Here is a 24,785-nt window from a genome sequence, read left to right on the forward strand (position 1 = left end):
ATCAAAGTGCAAGCCGGCTGCACTGTCTGTAGGCGGTCGCTCAAGCGATGCCGTAGCCAGACTCGACGTTTGTGGCCTGGGCCACCCGCTGGCAGCCGTGGCGTCCTAGACGATTCGGTCATCGCGCTCACGCAACAACCAGTAGGTCAGCCCGAGAGCCAGGGTGGCGCCAGCAAGCGCCGCGACTTTGGCCGGATCGACATCGGGATCGAGAATCACGAACTTGCGGGACAGGGCAATCAACCCGATCAGGATGACAGTCTTGACCTGAATGATGCTGTCACGGCGCAAGGCCACGCGCACGATGGAGTGCTTGAATTCCATCGCGATCAGAAGCGTCATGATCATGCCGAACACACTCTGGAAGATCTTGTGGTCGAGCGGATTGAATGCATCGATGATCAGCAGGCTGAAGACAATCTGAATCAGCTGCACCAGGGACACCAGGATAATCACCGCGATCACCGCTGAAAGGATGATGGCGACGGCCTGCTCGAAGCGTTCGTAAAACGTCATCACCGCCCAGTCACGGCGGAGTCGTTCAAGTGTCGTCCCGGTCTGATTGCTGTTCATGCGCCACTCCTTCAGAAACAGGCCACTCCTAAAAAATCGCGGTCGCTACGCCTCTTGCGCCAGTCCAGGCCTTCGTCCATGCCGAAGCACGTGGTCATTTGGCGGGCGATATCGGCAGACCAACAGGTCGTCACGACAGGATGTCGCGCGTACTCCACCACGCGCGCGCAGGGACGCCGCACCTGGATGGGCGGGCTGCCGTCTCCCATTTTCAGGATTAGGGCAGCCCCGCGCTTCATGCCTTGCCGCTTTCGGACTTCTTCGCGCGCGCCCCCTTGCTCGACTCGTTGGACGAGCCCGGCGGTTGCACAGATTCAGTGAGACCTTCGTCGCTGGCCGGAACGGGTTGCTTGCGGTCGAACGCGACCCGCTCCGCCTTGTCTTCCCAACGTGCATGGGCGTGATCGCCCTTGCCGATGCCACCGCCGAGCATCTCGCGCGCCAGTGCCGTTTCCAACTCGCTGCGAATCAGTCGCTTGAGCTCGCGAGCACCGAATTCGGGCTTGTAGCCTTCTTCCGCGAAGTGATCGACCAGCGTCCCATCGAACGTCAGCGTCACCCCCTGGCTCGCGGCATTACGGGCTACGCGATCGAGTTGCAGGCCGACGATGTGGCGGATCTCCTCCCTGCCCAGCGCGTGGAAGACGATGAGCTCGTCGATGCGGTTGAGGAACTCGGGGCGGAAGTGCCCGCGCAGCACGTCCATCACCTCTGCCTTGGTCTTCTCGTACTCCTCGCCGGCCGCTCCTCGCGCCTTCAGCCGGCGCTGAATGATGTCGGATCCCAGGTTGGAGGTGGCAATGATGATGGTGTTGGTGAAGTCCACTACGCGACCCTTGCCGTCGGTGAGCCGCCCGTCGTCGAACACCTGCAGCAGGATGTTGTAGACGTCGGGGTGGGCCTTCTCGATCTCGTCGAGCAGCAGCACGCTGTAGGGCTTGCGACGGACCTTCTCCGTGAGCTGGCCGCCTTCGTCATAGCCGACGTAGCCCGGCGGAGCGCCCACCAGCCGCGCCACGGTATGACGCTCGCCGTACTCCGACATGTCGATGCGCAACAGGGCGCCCTCGTTGCCGTAGACGGATTCGGCCAGCGCCTTGGCGAGCTCGGTCTTGCCGACGCCGGTGGGGCCCAGGAACAGGAACGTGGCCACGGGCTTGCTGCCTTCGCGCAGACCCGCGCGCGACAGCCGCACCGCATCCGCCACCGCGCGTACCGCCTCGTCCTGCCCCACCAGGCGCTCGTGCAGACGCTCCTCCAGGTGCAGCAGCTTCTCGCGCTCCTCCACCGTCAGCTCATTGAGCGGGATGCCGGTCAGACGCGAGACGATCTGGGCCACGTGTTCCGCCTTGACTTCGGCGCTGCCCGAGCCCCGCTCGCGCTCCCAGTCCTCGATCTGCGTCTTGAGTTCGGCATCCTTGGTTTCGATGCGTTTACCGACCTCCGCCGCATTGTCGTATTGCTTGCGGGAGGCCAGGTAGTCCTGCTCCCGGCGCAACTGGTGCAGCTCGGCCTCCAACTCCTGCACCGCCACGGGGCGGGCCGTCGCCGACAGCTTCACGCGGGCGGCAGCCTGATCGAGCAGATCGATGGCCTTGTCCGGCAAAAAGCGCGCAGTGACGTAGCGATCGGACAGCTCGGCGGCCGCGATGATCGCGTCCTCGGTGATGCTGACCTTGTGGTGCGCTTCGAAGGTATCGCGCAGGCCGCGCAGGATCATGATGGTCTGCGCCACCGTTGGCTCGGGCACCATGACCGGCTGGAAGCGCCGCTCCAGCGCGGCGTCCTTCTCGATGTACTTCTGGTACTCGTTGAGCGTCGTCGCGCCGATCAGGTTCAGCTCACCGCGCGCCATCATCGGCTTGAAGACGTTGGCCACATCCAACCTGCCTTCGCCGCCGCCCTGGCCGGCACCTACGATGGTGTGCACCTCGTCGATGAAGAGGATCATCTCGCCCTGGTGCTCGGAGATCTCCTTCAGCACCTTCTGCACCCGCTCCTCGAACTCGCCACGGTACTTCGCGCCGGCCACCATGGAATTGATGTTCAGCTCCACCAGGCGCTTGTCGCGCAGCGTCTCGGGCACCTCGCCGGCCACCATGCGCTGCGCCAACCCCTCGACGATGGCGGTCTTGCCCACGCCAGGCTCGCCGATCAATACGGGGTTGTTCTTCTTGCGCCGCGCCAGCACCTCGATGGTGGTTTCGATTTCCTGCGCGCGGCCGATGACCGGATCCAGCTTGCCCGCATGGGCCATCTTGGTGAGATCGCGCGAATACTTGTCGAGCTCCGGCGTATTGGTCGGCGTCTCGGCGCGGCCATCCTCCGCACCTTTGCCGACCACCTTGTTTACCTGCTGGCGCAGGGCCTGCGGCGTGAGGCCATAGCGGCGCAGCAAGTTGGCGGCCAGCCCCTCGCCCTCTTCGGCCAGACCGATCAGGAAGTGTTCGGGCCCGACGTAGGAATGTCATAATTCATTGGAAGCGACGAAAGCGCGACTGAGCGCATCCTTCACCCGCGGCGACACGCCGATCTCGCCTTCGAACGGCTTATCGCCGCGCTTGGCTTCGGCTTCGATCTGGCGTTTGAGGTCATCGACCTTGATCTTGAACTGGCTCAGGATGGTCTTGATCACATCGCTGTCGGCCAGCGCCAGCAGCAGGTGTTCCGTATCGACTTCGGAGCGACCGAAGTCCGCGGCATGCTTGGCGGCTTCCTGCAACAGCGCCTCGGAGTGCTCGCTGATGCGGCTGGCCAACCCGCTACCGCGACGGCGCGGCATGCCAGATGCTGTGGAGGCTGGTTCGCCAAACGGCGCATCGTCCACTTCATCGGCAGCGGCTGCAGCCGGTGCCGACTCTTCTCCGATGCGGAAGAAATCGCTGCCGAGAAAATCTTCGAACAGGCCGCTGCGTGAGCCGAAAAGGGCTTCCAGCGGGGAAATGGCGCGCTTTTGCTGGCGCACCAGTTGGCGGTAGTGATCGTCACACAACAGCATGGTGGTGAGGCGACCATTGAGATTGGCTTCCACCCGCGCCGTGGCGGGTTGGCCGCAGATTTGACATTGCTTCCTGGCCATGCGGACGCTCCTTGGTCATTGAGATGACGAGGGCCGCAGGCCGCGGCGCCTCGTTTCCTGGTGGGACCTCGTGGCGACCGCAATGGAAATATCCGACTCAGCTTCAATCGGAATCGAACGGCCGTGCTTCGGTGCACTTGCTTAGCGCTTCGAATCCTGGTTGGCATCGTCGGGCAGGTTCAGTGCACACTGGAAACTGCCGTAGGGAAGTTCGACACGAGAAAAGCCGCTTCGCTCTTCTCTTGCTCCTGGCGCTTTCACCTCGCACCATCGGCACGTCGTTGTCGGGCGTGATCTGGATGTCCTTTTCCTCGACATCGAGACCGTCGAGGGAAATCCTGCTGCTTACCGGTTTCCTGAATATCCAACGCCAGCTTCAGCATGCCTAGCCAATCGAACGGCAAGCGCGGCATGACAAGCGCCGGAAAACCAAATTCAGCCAAGCCCAAGGGGTTTTTTACAGTACTTTACAAACTCTGCGCCGGAACTGCTAAAAGTCAAGAAATATCTGGGCTTCGTACGGCGAATGCCGAGTGCGATCAGGCACAGGGGTAGCAGTCGAAGAGGCATTCGATGAGTGTGATTCTGATTCTCAGCTGCATAATTGCGAGAGCGTTAGGTGGCAGGGTACGTGGCAAACATCTAGAACCGAGATCGTAAACGCGATGCGTGAATCGGCAATAGCACGCCTATACCGCCCCCATCGACCTCTCCGCCGTACTCAAGACGGTAACAATGCCCGCCTATTCTGATGCGGGCCAATTTGGCGCTGCAAAACCCCGCTACGGTTAGGAGTTAGATCCTTATCCACAGAAGCTGTGGATAAGACTGTGAGCAAATTTTGGATGGCTGGCGCAAACGCCCGTTTGGCGCGGATCGCAAACAGATCGGCGAGATTTTGTTCAGCTCGCCTTACCCCTTATAAATCAGTCACTTATCGAGCTGCGCCAACGCGTCGCATCAGCCGGTTAGGCAGTCGCGCCGAAGTGGTAGCCATATGTGCATAATTGTTCTTGTCAACAGCTTTTTAAGACGGATTTTGGTCGTTCTGCCGTTTCGCGACCTACGGCAGCCTGGCGAATCGAGCGATAGGGGCGAAAAGATAGCTTGGCCCCTAGTCGTGTCCCACTACTCGCAACAGCTCCATTATCTCGGCATCCTCGACACCCTACGACATGCAGTTTCAGCGAGCGAGCCATATCCACGATGGTGCACGTGAAGAGATACCGGTCAACGTCTCCCGCAATTCCCGTCACGAAAGACCGGTCCAGCTTGACGACGTCGATGGGGGATCGGCGAGATAGGACCGGCGCCGCGTAGCCGGTACCGAAGTCGTCGCCCGCACGCCGGACGCCTTGCGCCTGCGCCTTCCGTTACCGGGCGGGATGCCTTGGCGTCGTCTATCAGGGCGCCCTCGGTCACTTCGAGTTCCAACCAGCTTGCGTGGAAACCGGTGCGCGCCTGCGCAGGCTGGGGTCAGCTCTACCAACGCTGAAGGATTCGATCTATGCGAAGCTGCCCAGCGAATTACCGCCGTGCCGCCCGCGGGAACTTGGTCGCGCGTTTCGGCGGCGACGAGTCCGTGATCTTGGCCCGCAGCACCGCCTTGGAACTAGAATGGGCCTGATCGCCCTGCATCGAGGCCCCCGCTGGTCGACGGTTCCAATACCTCTCACTCGGGCGCCTCGATCGGAATCCGCCTTTTCCCTGAGAGGGGCATACAGCCGCGGACCTTATGCTTAGCGCGGACATCGGCTCGCAACCCCAAGCAGGGAAGGGCTCTGGCGCGGTCGGTAAACTGTTGCCGCTGCAATTGCGTACCCCAGCAAAACCCGAGAAAAGAGGGTTCCCATGTCGAGCCCATTGCCTAAATCACCGACTCATTAACGTCAGCGGCAGACGGTACAAACCCTGTGTTACATTGCCCGCTTTATTTCATAGTCAGGTTTAACGTTACGCCTGGTTACTCTCAGCGACCTGACGTGTCCGCTATCGCAACGGGAAACGGAAAATGTGCCGGTTCGAAGCATTCCTGCGTCGGCCAAATCGTACATCCGGCGCACTTGTAGCCAGGCCCCGAGACAAATTCCCCAACGCCCTCATTCACCAGGCAGATTGACGTGAAAGCACTTGAGCGCTTGGAAAGCGGTATAGATGGTCTAGACGCCATTACCCACGGCGGTTTCGTCGCCGGGGCCGCTTATTTAATTCAAGGACGACCGGGTTCGGGCAAGACCATCTTCGCTAACCAGGTCGCCTTCCATCACACGGCCCAAGGCGGAAAAGTCATTTTCGCCTCTCTCCTTTCAGAGCCGCACGACCGCCTCTTCCAGTACCTGTCGACGCTCAGTTTCTTCAACTCAGCCGAGATAGGCGCAGGCATGCTGTACGTCAGCGCCTTCGACACACTCGAGAACGAGGGGCTCGACGAGGTCCTGAAGCTGCTTCGCCGCGAGATCATCCGGCACAAGGCTACCCTTCTGGTCCTCGACGGGCTGATGAACGTCCGTAGCCGCTCGGACACCCCACTGAACACGAAGAAGTTTGTCGCCGAGCTTCAGGTACACGCCAGTTTTGCCGGTTGCACCACGCTGCTTTTGACCAGTGCAGAGATTGATCATGGCAGCCCGGAGCTGACGATGGTTGATGGCGTGTTCTCCCTCAAGGAAGAACGGGTCGGCATGCGCTCCTATCGCCGGCTCGGCGTGCACAAGTACCGGGGCTCGGACTATGTTTCCGGGGAGCACGAGTACGAGATCACTAGCAATGGAATTGCCATTTATCCTCGAATCGAAGCACTGTTGAGCCAGCCAACTGCCCCACTCTCACTCGGCGAGCGAATGCTACCAACCGGCATTGGGGGCCTGGATGAAGCCTTGGGTGGCGGGTTCATCGAGCGCAGCGCAACGCTAGTCATTGGTCCCTCCGGTGCAGGCAAGACGACTTTTGCGCTCAATTTCCTTGCCGGCGCGGCACCGGACGAACATGGGGCTTTCTTCGGTTTCGTCGAGTCGCCCGAACAACTGCTCAGGAAATCAGGTCAGCTTGAGCTCGGGCTTGAAAAGCCGGTTGAGCAAGGGCGTCTCGACTTTCATTGGCAACCAACGACACAGTTCATTCCTGATCGGATGGCGTTGGATATGCTCGCCCGGATCAGACACAAGCAGCTTTCTCGCATCGTAATTGACACATTGGCCGCGCTGACGCGCCCCAGCTTGCAGCAAGGCCGACAATTGGAATTCGTCAGCGCACTGGTGAACGAGGCGCGCGCACTGGGTACCACGATGGTGGCAACGTGGGAGCTCAATTTCTTCGCTGCAAATGCCCCCGTGGCGCCTCCGGCAGAGCTTTGCAGCCTGTTCGATAACGTCATTCTGGCCGGCTTCACCGAGGGGCCAGGCACCAGCGAGCCAACTCTGAGGATCATAAAACGCCGTAACGGCCCCTATGAGCGCACCACGCTGTCCGCCCAGATCGGACCGGGTGGTTACTCATTGACGTCGAACGGCACACTCACACCGCAAGATCGCTAGCGGTCGATAAGGTTTTTATCCATGACAACGGTCTTGGTAGTCGATGATGAATACTTGATTGTCGAGGTCCTGACCCTTGCGCTTGAAGACGTAGGCTTCATGGTCACGCAAGCAAGCAATGGACGCTATGAGCTCGAACTCGATCTGCCAAGACCTGCGGTTCTTCGGCGCGATTGACCAGCAGAGTCACGGCGAACTATGAGACGCACGCGGCTGAACCTTTTCATCGAGCCCGAACACGCCGGTCGTCTCGACGAGCTCGCACCCAAGAAAGGTGTATCGAACGCCTCCCTCGTCGCCGCGGCACTGGCCCGCTGTCTGAGCAGCGCTTCAACCGAGCAGCACCAACGGGTTTGCGTCGATCCGCGTGCATGACCTGAAGCACACGTTCGGTCGCAGGCTTCGCGCCGCAGGCGTGACGGAGGAAGACAGGAAGGTCCTGTTGGGCCACAAGAACGGGAGCATCACCAGCCACTACTCGGCGGCCGAACTGGGCAAACTGATCGATGAGGCCAACAAGATATCGGCGACGGATTCGAGGGGACCGGCGCTGACGATACTGAGGAGGAAGGCAGGCTGAAAAAAGTCCCCCCAAAAGTCCCCACACCGCCACGCGCGGACCGGACAAAAAAAAATCCAGTCACCGCTAAGTAACTGGATTTTCTAGGGAATTTTGGTCGGGACGGAGTGATTCGAACACTCGACCCCTTGCACCCCATAAAGGTAAATTAGAGTCCAGCGCATTTCCAGAAAATCCAAAGTCATCGCCTAACAACAGCAAATACAGGGGTTTCAAAGGTTCTGCTGTCCAATCGCATGTAATAGAATGCTAACAAAGCCTACGAGAAACGGTGACCCAACGGTGACCTGGATTGGCGAGGATGCGATGGCTACGATTACCGACAAGCAAATGAATGCAAAGCCAGATAAGCCGACCTGGCTAATCGAAGATGCGCCGCGTGGTTGCGGTCGCTTCATGGCAAGGCTCCGACCGAGTGGGGAACGCCATTTTTACTTTCGCTACACGAGCTCAAGCAGTGAACGCATTTTTCTTCCGCTCGGGGTGTATGACCCAGCTGGAGTCGATGGATTAACACTAAAGGAAGCCCGGGCGAAGGCAGGCGAGCTTTCGCGCCTCTATCAGGGTGGAAATCGCGATCTGCGGGAATACATTCAGGCCGAAGAAGATGATCGAAAAGCGGCCCGTGAAGCAGAGCAAGCCCGCGTTGCGGCCGAGAAAGCGGCTTCCGAAGAAGCACGGGCTCGACAAGCCGCTAGAAAGACCGTCCAAGACCTATTTGATCACTGGGCCAAGGTTGACTTGATCAATCGTAAAGACGGCGGAGACGAGGTGCGCCGCATGTTCAATAAGGACGTCTTGCCACTCTTAGGCTGCATACCTATCGATGAGGTAAAGAAAGGCCATATCACCGAAGTGACAGACGCTTTGCTTGCCCGTGGCGTCAACCGGATGGCCAAGATGATCTTCAGCCTTATGCGGCAAATGTTCCGATTCGCCGTGGACAGAGACTTAATCGATCACGATCCAACCGCTAGCATCCGCAAAGCGAAGATCGGTGGCAAGGACGTTGAACGAGACAGGGTGCTGAGCGACGAAGAAATTCGTGCTTTAGCGAAGCAAGCACCAGCAGCCGGTTTGCTCCCCTCGACAGAGGCAGCAATCTGGATTGCGCTCTCCACATGTTGCCGTATTGGGGAGCTAACAAATGCTCGCTGGGAGAACATCGACCTCAATACGGGTGTTTGGCTTATTCCTGCACAAGACAGCAAGAACGGCAAGGCTCACAGTGTCACCCTCTCTGAATTTGCGATTCAGCAGTTCGAGAAAGTCAAAGTATTTAGCGGCAAAAGTCAATGGTGCTACCCCAACACAAAAAACACTGGCCCTGTTTGCTCGAAGACCGTGACCAAACAGCTTGGCGACAGGCAACGCCAACCAGATCAGCAAGTTATGAGCAACCGAAGTGCCAGCGCTCAAGCGTTAATTCTAAAAGGGGGCAAATGGACTCCACACGATCTAAGGCGAACAGGTGCAACCTTGATGACTGCGCTAGGCGTTATTCCTGAGGTAGCAGAGCGCTGTCTAAACCATACTGAAGAAAATAAGGTGAAGCGTACTTACCAACGTCACAGCTATACAAAAGAAATGGCTAGCGCCTGGGACGTCCTTGGCAAGCACTTATCGGAACTCTGCAGAAAACGATGATCCAATATCAAATAGCTGGCGCATAATCTGGAATAAAATAATGGAAAATAACGATAGCAAACTATTGCCAGTCACCGACATCCGTAAGAAATATAAGCTTTCAGGGCTTGACCTCAAAGAAAAGCTTATAGAACTAAAATTAGACCTTCTAGTTCGCCGCCCTGCAAATGTTGATATTTACGCATCAGGCTCAGTAATCGCTCCTAGCGAAAATAAACCCAAAACATTTAAAGACTATCACAAGAAGCACCAAGGGACTCCATTTAGCGACGAACATGATTTTTACACCAAGCTGAGAGAGAACGTTAGCTTTATAACCATCTCACCAGCAGAATGGTTTGAGATGATCAATCTTGGCAAAGCATTGGTGAATAGAGTCCAGTCAATCTACTTTCAATCCACCGATGGACTGCTTACAAAGAAAACAGCCCAACAGATAATTAAAAATACTCCATCACCGCCTGCTTCGTTCGTGATCGACTCAGGCATATTCTTCTCATCACGGTCAGGCCCGTTATCAGCAATGGATATTCTCCTAGCCGAAAACGACATTTATATCAAATCGCTTGACGCAGACAAGTTACTAAAAGACCACCTAGAAGGTAACTCCAGAAGCAACTCAAACTCAACCCCAAAAGATTATTGGATGTCGGAAAAACTTGCGGATCTAAACTTAGCATCAGAATTATTTATTTCAACAATAGCCCCGGAAACCACCACAGATAACATACTCAAAAGCGTAGAAGACTGGCTAAGAGCAAGATGGGACACTACTAGCGAACGCCTAATAGAACAAGCCGCGCTAGCTATAATTCCAGATGGGCCTTATGAATCAGCCTCAAAAAAGCCAAACAACGCAACTGGTGGCGTTTATCGATCAAGGAAATTAACTATTATTAACGAGGTTGCGAAAGCCATCGAAGATAAATTTTTGGAAACCGGCGGAAAGCGGGAAAAAGCAACAACAATACAACTTGAACTTATAAATAAACACCACTTTACAACAAATCTTGCCATCGCAGCCTCCACCATAATCAATTTAAAAAAACGAAAAAACAAAAAAATTAACACTCGTTAAACCTCAGAAGCAACTAATTTACAGAGCTTTCTAGGCCGCCCTCTCTTCACCGCAGTTTTTTTGGGCATATTACCTCTAAAGAAAGCTCTTCCCTTTCGCGGAGATAAGCGAACCCAGTAATCAACCTTAGTAAGATATGATGCCACCCGCCTTTTTAAAGCATCAATGTATTCTACTTGATCGAAGTTAATCATACCTATTCCCAAATGCCGATACTTTGCTTTTACGGCATTACAGTTGAAATACGCCCCTGCCCCATTAGTAATTGAGTCTCTCCAGTGCTCCCCCACCATCCTAGCCAGCACTCCATCTTGACGACGAACTGAGCCGTTATAAAAGAGTAAAAGATGGAGATGAAATCCTTTCAACTGTCCATACTCAAGCTTACAAGCGAACCCAAGCAGACCATCAACCGGCTTTCCCTTATGTAGATCCCTTTGCATACCAGCCCAATGAGACCTAACCAATTTTAATTTATCATCAAACCCGTCCCCCTTATTAAAGAAGCCAGAGCGATAAGAAAGGTCGATTCTTACCACAAGCATCCTAGAGTGCTCAACAAAAAGAGCATCTATATATTCCTCAAGGCTCTTAGATCTCTTCTTAGAAGCCTTCACAAACCTTTTGCTTATTTTTTTGAAAGCCTTGCTAGACAATTCACAACGAGCAAAACAAACAATACCATTCATCTGAACTATAAAACTCAAAGCATCTTCATTTATTAAATCAGCCCAACCATTCAGCATGTTCGAGCCTTCCAACTTATTAATACACTTGTAAAAAACCTCAACGTAAGGATTCATCTCATGAACTGGAAAATGATAATCAAATTTTGACACTCCCTGAAGTAGGTTCGATATAAAATCCCTCCCTAGCCTTGTAGCTTTTACTCTCACATCATTCCGAACATTGGAGCATGAGAAAAGCTCAACCTCTTCACTCATCTCCAAGCATCTCATCATCCTTTCAATCCTGCGAAGATCTAGCAACAAGGTCTCCTCCACTCTCAGTAGAGGAACATCTCCGATCTCCTCTACTATCAAGCTTGACACCCCATTACAATCAATCCAGTCTTTAGTATCACCCATTGAAATCACCATAATTTTCTAATGACATGATGTAGGCATCATGTCATTCATCATTAACTTCCAACACACATCTAATTCCAACATCACTAGCAATATAGTAATAATTTAGTAATTAATTAGAATATAAACCATAATTGAAAAAAATAGATATCACGTAAAAATAAGGATTACCCCACCAAATCAAAAGTAGAGCCTCGATAATAGGCTAACCAAATCAAGCCTAGATCGAAGATAAGTTAGTGGAATTTGCGTAGAGCGGAATAAGCGGCATCGCGCTCTGCCCTGGACAAATATCTAGATAAATTGTTTTATCACCAACGTAGGAGCAGTATTGGACAACTCCAATTGTCGAGAGATATAAAAGCAGCCTGTCAAGAACATCTTTCCTCCTAAATTTGCCCGGGCCATACTGCCTGATGTAATTCTTTTTAACTAACCGCCTCCCGGTCATTCGAAGCGCGTCTAGCCACTCATTCAACTCTCGCGCCTCCTCCTCCTCTTTGGATGCACGGCCGAATAATTTAATAAAATTATCTGAATACCACTTAGCAACCCCCTCAGCTGCTCGCAGCGTAGTTATCGATATATCTCCCGCAAACCCTTCGAAACAGTGAAACAGCGCTGCCAATCGACAAATCACATCCGCAAGCTTTGATCCGTGATCCCCCAATCCATCTAAGATTCCTTTTGGGCAAATCTTTGATTCAATTTCATTTGCAATATTTATCCAATATCGAGAAGCCTCACAATCAAAATGAATCAGCTCCTTCTCCATGCTCTTATCTGAAAATTTTTTAAGATTTCTATCCAGTAAATATTCAATACGGGCATTAAATCTATCTAAACACTCCCATGACTGTGTTGCGCCATCAATAAACCTATTTCCTTGCCTAGATTTAGGATGGCAAATTAAGAAGCGCGCCAACAAACCTGACCCTCTAGACTGCTCGCCTTTATTATTCATGTATTCTGAAAAAGCACTTTTCTGCACCATCATTGAAACGGTTAGCCTACCTCCTACAAGCTCAAAACTTTCAGATGTTTTCCGATCGACCGTAATTGCATCTCCACTCCAAATTGAATTTTGCTTAGAAAGATCATTAAAAGCTCGACCTCCTAATACGCCTCCTCCCTCGCTCGAAACCAACCCTGCCGTTGGTAAATTCTTGTACATGCCATAAAACAAAGCTTCAGACGTTGAATCCTCATAAAGAATTTTAAATTCTTTAGGCTTCACTGGACACTCACGATCTACTTGTAACAACACCATTTCATCTTCTTTTGTCGATAATCCTTTCGACATTTTTTTCTCAATGTTTTTTAGAACTGCCTTACGCCTAACCACCCAAGAGTCATGCTTCGCATTCCAAACCAGTAGCTTCTCAGAAAAAACTCTCGCCTGCCTTGACTGAAACTCCCTAATAGGCTTCAGAAAAACACTTTCAGCAGTCGATTTTCTTTCTCCAGAATTTGCTATAGCGAGCAGCATGAGAGATACAGGCACCCTCTGAGCGTTAGGTTTACTAGCATCAATAAGCCCCTGCAAAGCTATTGAGATGGCCGTTAATGCAGAGTTTATAACTAACCCTCTCGGCGCCTGTATATTTATCTCAGCTTCATTTATCGCAGCACTCAGCAATGGAAGAGAGGCAAGCGCAGTTCGCCCGTTATCAGCGACCTCAACGCACTCTTGATTCCATATTTCTTTTTTAGAAAACACTAATTTCTCCAGTAACTTTTACGCTATAAAACAAGCACCGTACCTTCACCTGCTATGTTTTAGGTTCTCTCGATAAGGCTATACACTTCTCGATCCAGGCAGTTATTTCAGACTCAATCCATCGCACAGATCCTCTGCCTACACGTACTTGCTTTGGAAACATTTCATCGTAATGCGGCGAGTCGACATCAAGCTTGTTGTAGATAGTTGACCTTGAAAGCCCTGTGCGATTTAAAACATCTCTAAGCCGAATCATTACTAATGGCTTTGATCTTTGGCTGAACATACTTGTGCTCCTTTGGATTGGTTGCGCAGATCCTATAAGCCATGCGTCAAGATCCAAAGGAAAATGAGTTAACGTTTTCTAACGTTAAAATTTTCGGCAGAGGTGGATAGCTATTCTGCTATTAATAGCTGGAATAGCTATAGCCTCCAGAGCCCACAGCCTCGGGCTTCCTAGACTTGAGGCCAGACCCGATTCAAAAAGATTTTAGAAATGTATTACCCACAGGAAGACGAGCACGAAAGGCTCGTTTCTACCTCTGGGTATCCTCTTTTGAACAGGAGTCTGAATGATGAGTATTTGCTGTCCTTCCTGCGGTTCTCTTCGAGTTGTAGCGCGCAATCATGGTCGCAAAGTCGGTGGCGCTATTGGCGCCGTTGGCGGCACGGCGAGCGGAGCAGCAGGCGCTATGGCTGGCGCAAAAAGCGGCGCGCTTATAGGTGCTTTCGCTGGCCCCGTGGGTATTACGCTGGGTAGCCTGGCTGGCGCGATTCTGGGCGGCCTGGCAGGTGGAACTGCCGGGGGGCTGGCCGGCGCCAAGATGGGTGAAGAGTTCGATTCTCACGTACTCGACAACTATGAGTGCCATCACTGCGGCACTGCCTTTACACAAAATGAGCGCTGAACTCATCGTACCGATATACGAAACGTTATTACGTATACATACGTAGAAGGAGTATTGTAATGGCTCATCTCATCGAAACCATGGCCTACGCTGGCGCTACCCCGTGGCACGGTCTGGGCAACAACCTGCCGCAGAAACAACCCATCGAAGTCTGGCAACGCGAAGCCGGCATGGACTGGCAGATCCTGGAAAGCCCTGTGCATTTCAAGTCGGATGCCATCGGCCATCTGGGCGCGATCCACTCATTCCCGGAACAGAAAGTGCTCTACCGCTCGGACACCAAGGCACCGCTGTCGGTGGTCTCGCAGCGCTATCACACCGTGCAGCCAAAGGATGTCTTGGAGTTTTATCGCGACCTGACCGAGGTCTCCGGCTACGAGCTGGAAACTGCTGGCGTGCTCAAGGGGGGTCGCAAGTTCTGGGCGCTGGCACGCACCGGCCAGGGCGCTGCACTCAAGGGTAACGACCAGGTAAATGGCTACCTACTGTTGGCCACTTCCTGCGACGGCACTCTGGCCACCACGGCAACGCCCACCACCATTCGCGTGGTCTGCAACAACACCCTCACCATCGCCCTGGACGGCACCAGCCGTGCGATCAAGGTGCCGCACAGCACCCGCTTCGATGGTGAGCTGGTGAAGAAGCAGCTTGGTGTCGCCGTCTCGCAATGGGACGACTTCATGTACCGCATGCGCTACCTGGCTGAACGCAAGGTGCAGTGGCATGAGGCACTGGGCTTCTTCATGAACGTGATGTGTGAAACCAGCCCGACCGGTCCGCTTCCTGAACAGCTGCCGAACGAGCGCGCTCTGCGCAAAGTTCAGGAGCTGTACGAAGGTCGTGGCCGTGGCAGTCAGCTCGACTCGGCACGTGGCACCGCCTGGGGCCTCCTCAATGCCGTCACCGAGTACGTCGATCACGAGCGCCGGGCGCGCAGCACTGAGTATCGCCTCGACTCAGCCTGGTTCGGCCAGGGCGCGCAGATCAAGCAACGCGCCTTGGACGCAGCGCTGCAGCTCGCCGCTTAAGCTGATGCGGCATAAACACAGCCCCTGATCGCCACAAGGGTGATCAGGGGTTCAGCTGCTCTGCGTTAAATGATCGCCCTTACTCAGGCGCTCACCCAATCCTCGACGCGCAAACCCGGTACTCGCTCGAATTCACGAAGATTATTCGTGACCAGAATCAGTCCCTGGGCACGTGCGTGTCCTGCAATCATCTGATCATACGGGCCAATAGGCTTGCCGATACGAGCCAACTCAGCTCGCAATTGCCCGGAATGAGCCGCTGCCTGAGCGTCGTAAGGCAGTACTTCCAGGCGCGCAGCGAAACCTTCAACGTCCGCCAGATTACGCTCGGGATTAGCGGACTTCTCGGCGCCGTAAATAAGCTCCATCAGGGTGACAGTGCTGATGCTCAGCTGCCCTGAATGGCGCTTGAAGGCTTCCCGCACCTGCTCAGGACGATTCTTGATCGTGAAAATGCACATGTTGGTATCAAGCATGTACTTCAGCATCAGAACGCATCCCGCTCTTGATCTGCAGGCTGCTCGCGATCCGCCATGTAGTCAGCGGTCACACCTTCGCCATCGAACCAGACGTCCCAGGCCTCGCCTGCCGGCGTGATGATTCGGGCTCGACCAACTACCACTACATCCACCCGCTTCACATCCTCAGGCAGCGCAACCGCCTTGGGCAAACGCACCGCCTGACTGCGGTTGCTCTGAAAAACTGCACCTTGTTCCATGGAAACCTCCCCGGGATATGCCTTGCGTATAGCCCATTGTGTCAATCAAGCGGGATATGTCAACGGCATATCCCCAACTAGCCATCCACCTACCACCATAACCGCCCGGTCAGCCTTGTGCTGGCTGGGCGTTTTTATGCCTGCAGGAGAAACATGATGAAAGCCACTTCATTGAACCGCAGCCCCAGCAAACCCCGCCCAGCCCTACGCCTGATCAGCACCAAGGAATTGCCCCGTGAGGACTGGCTGCAGATCCGCAAGCAAGGCATCGGCAGCTCGGATGCCGGCGCAGCCGTCGGCCTCAATCCGTATAAATCGCAGCTGGAGTTGTGGATGGAAAAAACCGGCCGCGACACCACATTGCCCAAGGCCGACCCGCACGATGAGGAAAGCCCGATGTACTGGGGCAACGTGCTGGAGCCCATCGTGGCCTGGCATTACAGCAAGCGCACGAAGAACAAGGTACGGCGCATCAACGCCGTACTGCAGCATCCGGATCCGGAGCTGCCCTGGATGCTGGCCAACATCGACCGCGAGGTGATCGGGGCCGATGGCGTGCAAATCCTCGAATGCAAGACAGCCGGCATAAACGGCGCACGCCTCTGGAAAGAGGGCGTACCCGAGTATGTGCAACTGCAGGTGATGCACCAGCTCGCCGTCACCGGCAAGCAGGCGGCGGATGTGGCGGTACTGCTGGGTGGTCAGACGCTGGAGATCCACCGCATCGAGCGGGATGAGCAGATGATCGCTCGCCTGATCGAGCTGGAGCGCCAGTTCTGGCACTACGTGGAGACTGATACGCCGCCACCGGCTGATGGCACCGCTTCGGCAGAGTCAGCACTGCGCTGCCTCTACCCGGAGGACAACGGCCAAGTCGTCGACTTCACCCAGCATGCCGGGCTCAGCGCGGCTTACGTCGAGCTGAGGGCTGTTCGTCAGTCGATTGCCGACAAGGAAAAACGCGAGGCTGAGCTAAAGCAGATGCTGCAGCAGGCCATGGGCGATGCCAGCAGAGCGGAGTTTTCCAGCGGCTATGTCAGCTGGCGCAAAGCCAAGGACAGCATCGGCCTCGATGTCGCTCAACTGCTCAAGGACAAGCCCTACCTGCAGACCAAATACCCACTGCTGAAACCGGGTGCACGGCGCTTCCTGGTCGGCTGAAACCAACCTCATTCATCCCTTCCCTCCCCTTGGCCAGTCCATGCAGTTCGCACTGCGTGGCTGGCCTTTTTTCATTTCCAGGAGAATTACCATGCTCAAAGGTCTGGCTATCACTCCACCGGTACTCGGGCGGATTTCCATCGGTAAGGTCATCGAGAAGAACGGCAAACGGCTGCCGGAGAAGGATGACCAATTCACCATCACATCCCAGGTGCAGGGTAAGGACGGCTGGCTGCTGCACCCGCTCAATGACGAGCTACGTCAGGGCAAGGACGACAAGCTGCGCAGCATTCCGGTACGCCTGCTGTTCAACGAACCGGAGCTGAATTTCCGGGCTGACTACACGCTGTTCGACCGGCAATCGGGTCGACCGGTTTGCGTCGGTAATGGCGAGACCTGTAAGCGGGTCACACAGGACGGCATGCAGTCGCTGCCCTGCCCTTCACCGGATGCCTGCCCACTGGCCAAAGGCAGTGCCTGCAAGCCCTACGGCCGACTGAACGTAGTCATTGGCGATGAGGATCCGCTGGGCAGCTTCGTGTTCCGTACCACCGGTTTTAACAGCATCCGCACCCTGGCCGCGCGCCTGCATTACTTCCAGGCCATCTCGGGCAACCGCCTGGCCTGCCTGCCACTGGAACTACGTCTGCGTGGCAAGTCGACACGCCAGAGTCATGGCACGCCGATCTTCTACGCCGACCTGACGGTACGCGGTGGCATGGAAATGGCCGAAGCATTGGTGACAGCCAATGAACTCGATTCACGACGTCAGGCTGCAGGCTTCAATCAGGCCGCTTTGGATGAGGCGGCACGACGCGGCTTCGGCAACGGTGCGTTCGAGGACAGCGAGGAGGATGTCGGCGCCATCGTCGATGAGTTCTACCCCGAGGGTGAAGCCACTGCTGTAGCAACAATGTCTCAACTCAACCCCACCAAACCCAGCCTGGCTGAAAAGCTCGATGCACAGGCTGCACGTCAAACCCCACCCACAGACCAAAACCAAGGAGGCCGCCATGCGCCTGCACAAGCTGAAAGCCAGTGACACGACAGGCACCTACCTGGTCGAGTCGCCGGTGACGGAAAACGACATCCTGCTGATGGCCAAGCAACTGGCCAGTCTGCGCCTGCGCAAGGGCCGAGCACTGACTTCCCCCAAGGACGTGTTCTGCCACCTGCAAACATTGCTGGCCAACTATGAGCATGAAGTATTTGCCCTGCTCATGCTCGACAGCCGGCACCGAGTGATCGCATTTGAGGAAGTGTTTCGCGGCACGCTGGATAGCGCCAGCGTCTACCCACGGGAGGTCGTGAAGCTCGCCCTGGAGCACAACGCCGCTGCCCTGATCCTGGTGCACAACCACCCTTCGGGAGACCCTGAGCCCAGCATGGCGGATCGCAATCTCACCACAAAACTGCAGGACGCGCTGAATCTGGTCGGAGTTAGAACGCTCGATCACGTTGTGGTGGGGAACGAAGGCTGCGTGTCACTGGCCGAACGGGGATACCTCTAAGGAGGCGATATGAAGCAATTGCTACGCACGTTCGCAGCTGCGTTCATGTTTGCCGGGATCTTGGCAGGCTGCTTAGCGGTACTGCTGCTGGTGATTCTGATGGTGCGCTTTCCACCATTGCTGATTGCCGTGGTGTTGGCGTGCTGGATCTACCGGAAGCTAAACGCCGAATCGTAACAATGAACTAAATCCAAAATGGGCAGCCGAGAGGCTGCCCATGGCTAAGGACATATTTCTTTTTTCAGTATGGCGAGGTGAAACTTCTTGGCCCGCTCCCGGTGCTCGCGCTCGACTGCAAGATGATCCCCACAGGCAAAGTTTTAACCCAGCCCCATCAATTGGCAGGCCTCGTAGCCTCAAGCAAATTTGCTCCCACATCCTGGCTTTCGGCAGAGAATTGTCATAACGCTCAGATACTGACCAAATTGCTACTCCCCCTCAAACTCCGCCTCGCCAAACCGCAGCACATTGCAGTTTTCCTTGATCGTGCGCTGCAATGACTCGTCAAAGCCGGTGGTGCTGTTCGCCTCAATCTCGATGGAGATGCGCACATCCACGCCCAGGCGTGAGCTGAACTGCTCCACAATCTCGTCATAGATCTGGGCAAAATCCATTTTGGCTTTGACCGGGTCGATATTGATACTGCCGTAAAAACGCTTCTTGATCGCTGCGGTGGGCGCCACAGTTGAGCCAGGCGCAGCGGGAGCTGTTGGTGCAGCGGTTGTGGGTGTTGTGCCGGCATAGTCTCCCTTGTCGCCTTCGCTGGCCGTTGGGACCTGGGGCTGGGGTACCGGCTTGGTCGCTTCACGGTAGGCAATAGCCGCATCCTGCTGGATCAACAGGGCGTCGGTATCGAGGGTGACCATGGTGTCGCGCTCGAAGATGAAGCCCAGGTATTTATCGCCATCACGCCCCGCAGCAAAGCCGAAGTAGTCTGCCGTGGCCAGACCCTTGGTCAAAGTAGCCTTGAACACGTTGTCGTTGAGCAGGCGCGGCATGTAGAGATAATGGCAGCAGTCCTGATACACCTTGAGGGCACTGACATCTTTACCGCCATCGCGGAAGTACCATTTTTCCAACAGGTTCTTCAGGTGTACTGGGCTCCAGTCAGTGACCAGCCACTCCTCTTCCTTGAGCTTGTTTTCAATCTCGGCAATCAGGCTGGTGGCCGCGCTGGAGACGATTACGCCTTCCCAACGCAGTTGCGGCTTACCACCGACAAAGTCCTCGGATGGGCATAGCAGCCACTTATAGCAATCGCGCACAACCTGTTTGAGCGTCTGCTCGGCACCGTCGCGGTTTTTCTTTGCCTGCTTGGCCTGGAACAGGTCGAGGTTGAGCTTACCCTCGTCAATGTCCGCGACTATTTCTTGCCAGGCGATAAAGATCCGCCCGGCCTCTTTCAGGCGGCTGACCACGTCGTAGTCTGGCGCCAGGAAGATCAGACGGTTGCGTTTTTGCCGTGGCTGATCGCCACGTTTGGTCAGGATTTCCTCAGCGGCGGTCTGTGCGGCCTTGCCATCGACGCGGCTGTAACCAGCATCTGGCGGCAACACTACCAAGCGAGGGCCATTACCGTACTCATCGGGCACATCCGTTGACGGGGTGAAAACGTGAATGCCGGCAAAGCTGTGGTTGGTGGCAAAGACATTGCGTACCTTGTCGCGCAGCAGCGGAATCAGCTGCTCACGGGTGCTGATGTTCTGGATACGGCTTTCCATCTCGCGGCGCAGGTTCGGCTTGGTATCCAACCAGAAGCGGTCCTGCTCGGCATACAGGTAATGCAGTCGATCACGCAGACGCTTCAGCACATCCTCAAACACGCCGATGGTCTGCTCCGGCTGAACCGAGCCCAGCAGAATACGCTCAACCTGAATACCCTTGACCATCTGGCCAGTCCCCGAGGGAGCGCTACCCAGAAAGATGGTGCGCATGGAGCGGCGTGCCGCCTGTACGCTACCAAAACGGGTATCCCGGCTATCAATCTCGTAGGGCTCCGAGCGCGGGCCATCCACTTCACGCTCGATCACCGGCTCCCAGCCCTGGGGCAGGTAATGAATGCTCTTGTCACGCACGTTGCTGTCATCCAGGGCAATCGAACCCGGCATGATCAGGGCGTCACGGTTGTCCGAGTTCCACAGCCGGTGAATGACGATAGCCATGTACTGCAAGACGCCACGCGTGCGCTGAAACTTGTCCAGGGTCGACCAGTCCTCATAGAGGCGGTCAAAGATTTCCGGATGGATCGGATAGGATTTACACAGCCGCTCGAAATAAACATTGGACTGGGTTTCCAGCGGGAACTTGCTGCTGTTGTTGCGATAAAAATCGGCAAACTGGCGGCAGATACCTTCAACGTGAGCCTGCTCGCCAGCGGTCTCGAACAGCCGACGCCGCACGATTTCAAAGGCTTCTTCCGAGGCCACTGGTTTCCAGACTGACTCGACCCGGGCAAAGTACTTCTCCAGTGAGTTCAGCGCCCGCTGGCCTGTGGTGCCACCCACCTCTACTTCCGACTCCGGCAACGACGCCAGCAATATCGCGTTAGGCACTGCTTTCATCGCTTCAGTCAGCGCCTGGATAAAGGTCAGGTTGGAGTCAAAGGTACCGGCACGGTAGCTCTTACCCGGTTCAAACTGACGCAGGAAGGCCACCAGCTCGTCGATCAGCACCACGCAGGGCGCCGCCTTTTGTAGCAGCTCAACCAGCAAACGCTTGCCCGGCGAAGTACCTTGCTCGTCCGACTCGCGCACCATGGCAAGGCCTTCTTCACCCAGCAGTTGCCAGGCTAGCTCGCCCCACAGTGTTGTGACCTTCTGGCCGTTCTTTTTTACCAGCTCCTGGCTGGGTGCCAGGGCGATGCCGTCAATCACCGCCACCTTGGCTTGGGGCAAATCCGTGATACCCGCATCATCCAGAATAGGCGGTATGCCTTCCAGAGCGCTGGTGGCGACCTTGCGCGAGGCCAGGTGATACACCGCCAGCATGGTGTGGGTCTTACCGCCACCAAAGGCGGTTTGCAGCTGAATGACCGGATCACCGCCCTGCCCAACCAAACGCTGGGCTACCGACAACAGCAGCAGGCGCATACCTTCGGTAATAAATGTACGGGCGAAAAACTTCTCCGCATCCTGGTATTCAGCTGGTGCAGTACCGGCAGCAACCTGAGAAATATCCGCGGCGAACTCGGATTGTTTGAAGGTGCCTTCGAGGACATCTTTGTGCGGTTGCGCAATCTCACGCCAGGGCTTCAAGCTCATTGTCAGTATCCTTTCAGAGTTCCAGTCCGATCTGTTCGTCACGGTGACCGGTGTCGTGCGAGGCAGCGACGATGGCGTGCCAGGAGCCGATCAGTTCGTTGTAGGCGCGGGCTTCTTCAGCCCATTTCTTGCGCTCGCAGAGGGTGTACAGGTGGTAGGCCAGTTGGCGGATGGGTTCGCCCTGCTCTGGCATACGCGCCAGCAAGGCGCCAGCGGCGGCTTCGCCCTGCTGATTGAGAGCGCGGATCATCTGGTGGCAGGCCTCCCAGACCGGGGTGCGCGTATCATTTCGTGGGTCCCAGTCACTGGGGTACTCGCTCCACTTGAGCAGACGCACCTTGCCGCTACCGGATTCGATCACTCCGGCAGAATGCACGCCATCCACTGAGGTGCCTTTCGCCTGAGCCAATGTGTTTGCATCACCGAAGGCACCTGCACTCCAGCCGTACTGGGCAAACCAGTCATCGCAGAACAGGGTATCGGCATCAAAGCTGCCGCTGTCTGGGTTCAGATAATCGCTGATGGCGCGATTGATCATGATCAGTGCGTCATGCACGCTCATGCGTGAACCATCCTGATTGAGCACGGCGGCATATTTGGAATAGATAGCCATACCGGGGCCAATTGCAGACTGAGCCAGATCCACCGGAGCAATGGGCGTCTGGCCGGTTTCACCACCAATCATCGCCTCCAGGGCCTCCGGCATCCCCTCCCGAAGCTGGCGCTGGAAGTCGCGACGAGAAATTGATTCAGCATCGAGTTTACGCGTTCGACAGACCAAAACAATTGATGAAGCTAACGCATTTGATCCCTGACCTCGCATCCGGGCAGCACGCTCTGTTCTCAGAGGCCAGGTACCTGTTATCTTAAATCCGCCCTGAATAACTGACTCAAGAAAAGTTTCCCAGCCTGTTGATTTAGTAGAGTCGTCTTTGGTTTCTGACTGCTTGAAAGCATAATAAATTGTTACAGGGAAAGCAGGGTGAGTGTTTTCGGCCAATTTCTGTATTGCTAGAAGCATACCACTTGTGAAGAAATTTTGAGCCTGATCTTTCCCACCCCAGCGTTTAAAATCTGCTACAAGCTCTTGCTCCTTCGGCGTAGTGATAGTGCTAAACAAATCTCGGTCTACTTCCTTGAGAATACGTCTCTCCCAAATATAAAAGAAATCTGAAAGATCAGAATATGGAACGTTGTCATAATAAGGGGGATCACAAGAAATAATTGCGTTAGCAACATTATTTTCAACCGCATTCATTTGCCTCACATGCGCAGGCGAACCATCAGTAGCCGTTTGCCCAATGCTAATAATGCCCCGCTGCACCCCCTTGCTCACGGTTAACCAAGAACCTGATGAAGTTCCTATTGGATTTGCTTCTGCAAAGTCCCATGCCATTGGTATAGCTTGCCGAGTAAATAAGTGCAAGGGACATTCTTGAATATGCCCCCATGCGGCAAGAGAATTGTTTATATCCGCTAACTTTCCTAGCGAAAAAGCCAAGTAATGAACTATGGCATCTGCATAAACTGAAGAAAAGCTTTCCCCATAAGAGGCGATAAATTTTGAGCAGTGTAGAGCATCTTTTTCAACCTCACTCCGAACCTCTTTGATCAGCTCACAGAAAGTTTCCAATGCCAACAACTGTCGTTTTGTATACAGGTCCGAATGCTTTGTTAGCCCATAAGAAATCGTTCCCATATATTGGGAATGTTTCGACAACTCAACATCCGGAGGAGTTTCTGGCTTAGCACTTCTAGCTATCTCTTCATCATATTCAGAAGGATCAATGTAAACACGACCCTTTCTCCCCAAAGCGACTATTGCTATCAGCTTCGCACCAAGCTCACCCATTAATCCTTGCTCGCGGACATAATTAGAAGTTATTGGTGCGCCAGAAAGTATGCATTCAAAATTAGCCCCCCTTGATTGTTTTGTGCCTTTCTTTAATGTAGCAGGGTCTGAAGGGACGCCATGAATTACTTTAAATCTGTACCCTGAACCATTCTTTTCTATCTCAGCCCATACCTGCCTCCCCTTCTTGGAACAAAGAAAGAAATTTGTCATCAAAGGAACATGAATATTACTGAAAGCTGGACTAGGGCTTCTAACCGTTCTAGCCCAGACGTAAGAAACCACTGGGAGCCCATCGTGATCGGAGCCACCCAAACTTTCAGAAAGCTTTATTTCTGGGTAATATCTTTGCAATTTATCTTTTGCTCGACGATAAACAACGTGAGCATATCTTTTTACATCTTCAGACAGTCCATGAGCACCACTGTATTCCCGATCAAAAACAGCTTGTTTTTCATTTTTTGGTATCGGACCAACAGGCGAAACTTCCGAAAAAAGTGCTGGATAATAGGTAAGGCCTTTGTTAATTGAAACTGAAATAGGGTTGATATCTGTTGCATGCACAGCCAACCCCAATCTCTGCGCCTCGAGAGGGATAGAACCACCACCTGAAAAAGGATCATGAAACTCAGGGAGCAAGGCTTCGTTCCAATTCAAAGCAGGGTTTAATGCACAACTCTCTTTCCATGACTCAAGTATTTTAGTTCGAGCACGCTTAAAAAGGCTTTTTTTGTTTGAGTTATTGAAATCAGACAACTCTCGTAGAATATCGAACAACTCCTCCCGCTCTGACTCAGCTTGAGCCTTAGTTTTCCCTTTACTCCACCCTCTTTCCCCCCCAGGATCATTGACTAACTGAGCGAAAAGTATAGCCCGTGCAGTTACAAACGGGCGCCTAGCCCACCAAAGATGGAGATTTGAAGGGTGCCCTAGGCGAATTGATTTTTCAGATGATGAAAATCCATTGATGTCGTCCAATGGCAGCGCAACTTCGATAAGTTTTTTGGGAGATTTGATCGGATGCATTAGCAGTACTCGGGCCAAAGGCT

At 54.4% G+C, this 24,785-nt stretch carries 17 protein-coding genes and 5 pseudogenes; 11 read left to right on the forward strand and 11 right to left on the reverse strand.

From position 1 onward, the window contains the following. Positions 1-105: 105 nt before the first annotated feature. The 4 genes and pseudogenes from PSTAB_RS11160 to PSTAB_RS22140 form a co-directional block, all read right to left on the reverse strand. Positions 106-573 carry a phosphate-starvation-inducible PsiE family protein gene (locus PSTAB_RS11160; RefSeq protein ID WP_013982983.1) on the reverse strand — a complete coding sequence of 156 codons (468 nt, stop codon included), beginning with the start codon at positions 571-573 and terminating at the stop codon, positions 106-108. A 235-nt stretch (positions 574-808) separates the two neighbouring features. Continuing rightward, positions 809-3,652 (reverse strand): annotated as a pseudogene (clpK, locus tag PSTAB_RS11170) (heat shock survival AAA family ATPase ClpK). Between the two features lie 141 nt (positions 3,653-3,793). Beyond that, positions 3,794-4,086 (reverse strand): annotated as a pseudogene (locus tag PSTAB_RS21190) (Hsp20/alpha crystallin family protein); the annotation flags it as partial. Between the two features lie 582 nt (positions 4,087-4,668). Further along, positions 4,669-5,004, reverse strand: a pseudogene (locus PSTAB_RS22140) (EAL domain-containing protein); the annotation flags it as partial. A gap of 768 nt (positions 5,005-5,772) precedes the next feature. On the opposite strand from PSTAB_RS22140, the gene PSTAB_RS11175 reads away from it, so the two are divergent. The 5 genes and pseudogenes from PSTAB_RS11175 to PSTAB_RS21565 all read left to right on the forward strand — a co-directional run bounded on the left by PSTAB_RS11175 (position 5,773) and on the right by PSTAB_RS21565 (position 10,490). Next, positions 5,773-7,185 carry an ATPase domain-containing protein gene (locus PSTAB_RS11175; RefSeq protein ID WP_013982986.1) on the forward strand — a complete coding sequence of 471 codons (1,413 nt, stop codon included), beginning with the start codon at positions 5,773-5,775 and terminating at the stop codon, positions 7,183-7,185. A gap of 21 nt (positions 7,186-7,206) precedes the next feature. Beyond that, positions 7,207-7,323, forward strand: a pseudogene (locus PSTAB_RS21200) (response regulator); the annotation flags it as partial. A gap of 211 nt (positions 7,324-7,534) precedes the next feature. Next, positions 7,535-7,765: pseudogene (locus PSTAB_RS11180) on the forward strand (tyrosine-type recombinase/integrase); the annotation flags it as partial. A gap of 306 nt (positions 7,766-8,071) precedes the next feature. Further along, on the forward strand, positions 8,072-9,412 hold the full coding sequence (locus PSTAB_RS11185; protein ID WP_036998072.1) for a tyrosine-type recombinase/integrase: 1,341 nt from the start codon (positions 8,072-8,074) through the stop codon (positions 9,410-9,412). A 40-nt stretch (positions 9,413-9,452) separates the two neighbouring features. Beyond that, entirely contained in the window at positions 9,453-10,490 is a 1,038-nt protein-coding gene (locus PSTAB_RS21565; protein WP_148263414.1) for a hypothetical protein, read from the forward strand. Here PSTAB_RS21565 and PSTAB_RS21205 read toward each other — a convergent pair. The 3 genes from PSTAB_RS21205 to PSTAB_RS21215 form a co-directional block, all read right to left on the reverse strand. After that, the gene (locus PSTAB_RS21205) at positions 10,487-11,578 is read right to left on the reverse strand and encodes a YagK/YfjJ domain-containing protein (RefSeq protein ID WP_157782031.1); all 1,092 of its coding nucleotides are present in this window, start codon (positions 11,576-11,578) and stop codon (positions 10,487-10,489) included. The two genes, PSTAB_RS21565 and PSTAB_RS21205, sit on opposite strands and share 4 nt — an antisense overlap. 220 nt (positions 11,579-11,798) lie before the next feature. Continuing rightward, entirely contained in the window at positions 11,799-13,298 is a 1,500-nt protein-coding gene (locus PSTAB_RS21210; RefSeq protein WP_003291448.1) for a YfjI family protein, read from the reverse strand. Between the two features lie 52 nt (positions 13,299-13,350). After that, a complete protein-coding gene (locus tag PSTAB_RS21215) occupies positions 13,351-13,584 on the reverse strand; it encodes a helix-turn-helix transcriptional regulator (RefSeq protein WP_312024851.1) in 234 nt (77 codons plus the stop codon). Positions 13,585-13,870: 286 nt separating this feature from the next. Between PSTAB_RS21215 and PSTAB_RS21570 the strand changes: the two genes are divergently transcribed. Together PSTAB_RS21570 and PSTAB_RS11195 are read left to right on the forward strand one after the other, a co-directional pair. Further along, positions 13,871-14,206 carry a hypothetical protein gene (locus PSTAB_RS21570; protein ID WP_371870546.1) on the forward strand — a complete coding sequence of 112 codons (336 nt, stop codon included), beginning with the start codon at positions 13,871-13,873 and terminating at the stop codon, positions 14,204-14,206. A 59-nt stretch (positions 14,207-14,265) separates the two neighbouring features. Continuing rightward, on the forward strand, positions 14,266-15,234 hold the full coding sequence (locus tag PSTAB_RS11195) for a DUF932 domain-containing protein (RefSeq protein WP_003291450.1): 969 nt from the start codon (positions 14,266-14,268) through the stop codon (positions 15,232-15,234). An 83-nt stretch (positions 15,235-15,317) separates the two neighbouring features. Here PSTAB_RS11195 and vapC read toward each other — a convergent pair whose 3' ends face one another. Continuing rightward, entirely contained in the window at positions 15,318-15,722 is a 405-nt protein-coding gene (vapC, locus tag PSTAB_RS11200) for a type II toxin-antitoxin system tRNA(fMet)-specific endonuclease VapC (protein ID WP_003291451.1), read from the reverse strand. Beyond that, on the reverse strand, positions 15,722-15,952 hold the full coding sequence (gene vapB / locus PSTAB_RS11205; RefSeq protein ID WP_003285520.1) for a type II toxin-antitoxin system VapB family antitoxin: 231 nt from the start codon (positions 15,950-15,952) through the stop codon (positions 15,722-15,724). The genes vapC and vapB overlap by 1 nt, the downstream gene beginning before the upstream one ends. A gap of 156 nt (positions 15,953-16,108) precedes the next feature. Between vapB and PSTAB_RS11210 the strand changes: the two genes are divergently transcribed. The 4 genes from PSTAB_RS11210 to PSTAB_RS21785 all read left to right on the forward strand — a co-directional run bounded on the left by PSTAB_RS11210 (position 16,109) and on the right by PSTAB_RS21785 (position 18,801). Then, positions 16,109-17,113: a YqaJ viral recombinase family nuclease gene (locus PSTAB_RS11210; RefSeq protein ID WP_003291452.1), complete on the forward strand. Its 1,005-nt coding sequence runs from the start codon at positions 16,109-16,111 to the stop codon at positions 17,111-17,113. A gap of 91 nt (positions 17,114-17,204) precedes the next feature. Then, a complete protein-coding gene (locus PSTAB_RS11215) occupies positions 17,205-18,155 on the forward strand; it encodes a recombination directionality factor (protein ID WP_013982991.1) in 951 nt (316 codons plus the stop codon). Continuing rightward, a complete protein-coding gene (gene radC, locus PSTAB_RS11220; RefSeq protein WP_013982992.1) occupies positions 18,127-18,624 on the forward strand; it encodes a RadC family protein in 498 nt (165 codons plus the stop codon). Before PSTAB_RS11215 ends, radC begins: the two co-directional genes overlap by 29 nt. Positions 18,625-18,633: 9 nt before the next feature. Next, positions 18,634-18,801: a hypothetical protein gene (locus tag PSTAB_RS21785; RefSeq protein WP_003291475.1), complete on the forward strand. Its 168-nt coding sequence runs from the start codon at positions 18,634-18,636 to the stop codon at positions 18,799-18,801. Between the two features lie 251 nt (positions 18,802-19,052). On the opposite strand, the gene PSTAB_RS11225 is transcribed toward PSTAB_RS21785, so the two are convergent. Both PSTAB_RS11225 and PSTAB_RS11230 read right to left on the reverse strand, forming a co-directional pair. Further along, positions 19,053-21,884: an ATP-binding protein gene (locus tag PSTAB_RS11225; RefSeq protein ID WP_013982993.1), complete on the reverse strand. Its 2,832-nt coding sequence runs from the start codon at positions 21,882-21,884 to the stop codon at positions 19,053-19,055. A 13-nt stretch (positions 21,885-21,897) separates the two neighbouring features. After that, positions 21,898-24,762 (reverse strand): DUF1156 domain-containing protein, encoded by a 2,865-nt coding sequence (locus PSTAB_RS11230; RefSeq protein WP_041771737.1) that lies wholly within the window; start codon positions 24,760-24,762, stop codon positions 21,898-21,900. Positions 24,763-24,785: the final 23 nt, after the last annotated feature.

Origin of the sequence: Stutzerimonas stutzeri (assembly GCF_000219605.1) — a bacterium.
In the GTDB taxonomy this organism is placed as follows: domain Bacteria; phylum Pseudomonadota; class Gammaproteobacteria; order Pseudomonadales; family Pseudomonadaceae; genus Stutzerimonas; species Stutzerimonas stutzeri.

Coding starts and splice junctions, on each gene's coding strand:
- vapB (WP_003285520.1), bottom strand. CDS start 15,952: ATGGAACAAGGTGCAGTTTTTCAGAGCAACCGCAGTCAGGCGGTGCGT.
- PSTAB_RS11195 (WP_003291450.1), top strand. CDS start 14,266: ATGGCTCATCTCATCGAAACCATGGCCTACGCTGGCGCTACCCCGTGG.
- PSTAB_RS11215 (WP_013982991.1), top strand. CDS start 17,205: ATGCTCAAAGGTCTGGCTATCACTCCACCGGTACTCGGGCGGATTTCC.
- PSTAB_RS11230 (WP_041771737.1), bottom strand. CDS start 24,762: ATGCATCCGATCAAATCTCCCAAAAAACTTATCGAAGTTGCGCTGCCA.
- PSTAB_RS21785 (WP_003291475.1), top strand. CDS start 18,634: ATGAAGCAATTGCTACGCACGTTCGCAGCTGCGTTCATGTTTGCCGGG.
- PSTAB_RS11160 (WP_013982983.1), bottom strand. CDS start 573: ATGAACAGCAATCAGACCGGGACGACACTTGAACGACTCCGCCGTGAC.
- PSTAB_RS11185 (WP_036998072.1), top strand. CDS start 8,072: ATGGCTACGATTACCGACAAGCAAATGAATGCAAAGCCAGATAAGCCG.
- PSTAB_RS11225 (WP_013982993.1), bottom strand. CDS start 21,884: ATGAGCTTGAAGCCCTGGCGTGAGATTGCGCAACCGCACAAAGATGTC.
- PSTAB_RS21570 (WP_371870546.1), top strand. CDS start 13,871: ATGATGAGTATTTGCTGTCCTTCCTGCGGTTCTCTTCGAGTTGTAGCG.
- PSTAB_RS21565 (WP_148263414.1), top strand. CDS start 9,453: ATGGAAAATAACGATAGCAAACTATTGCCAGTCACCGACATCCGTAAG.
- radC (WP_013982992.1), top strand. CDS start 18,127: ATGCGCCTGCACAAGCTGAAAGCCAGTGACACGACAGGCACCTACCTG.
- PSTAB_RS21205 (WP_157782031.1), bottom strand. CDS start 11,578: ATGGGTGATACTAAAGACTGGATTGATTGTAATGGGGTGTCAAGCTTG.
- vapC (WP_003291451.1), bottom strand. CDS start 15,722: ATGCTGAAGTACATGCTTGATACCAACATGTGCATTTTCACGATCAAG.
- PSTAB_RS11210 (WP_003291452.1), top strand. CDS start 16,109: ATGAAAGCCACTTCATTGAACCGCAGCCCCAGCAAACCCCGCCCAGCC.
- PSTAB_RS21215 (WP_312024851.1), bottom strand. CDS start 13,584: ATGTTCAGCCAAAGATCAAAGCCATTAGTAATGATTCGGCTTAGAGAT.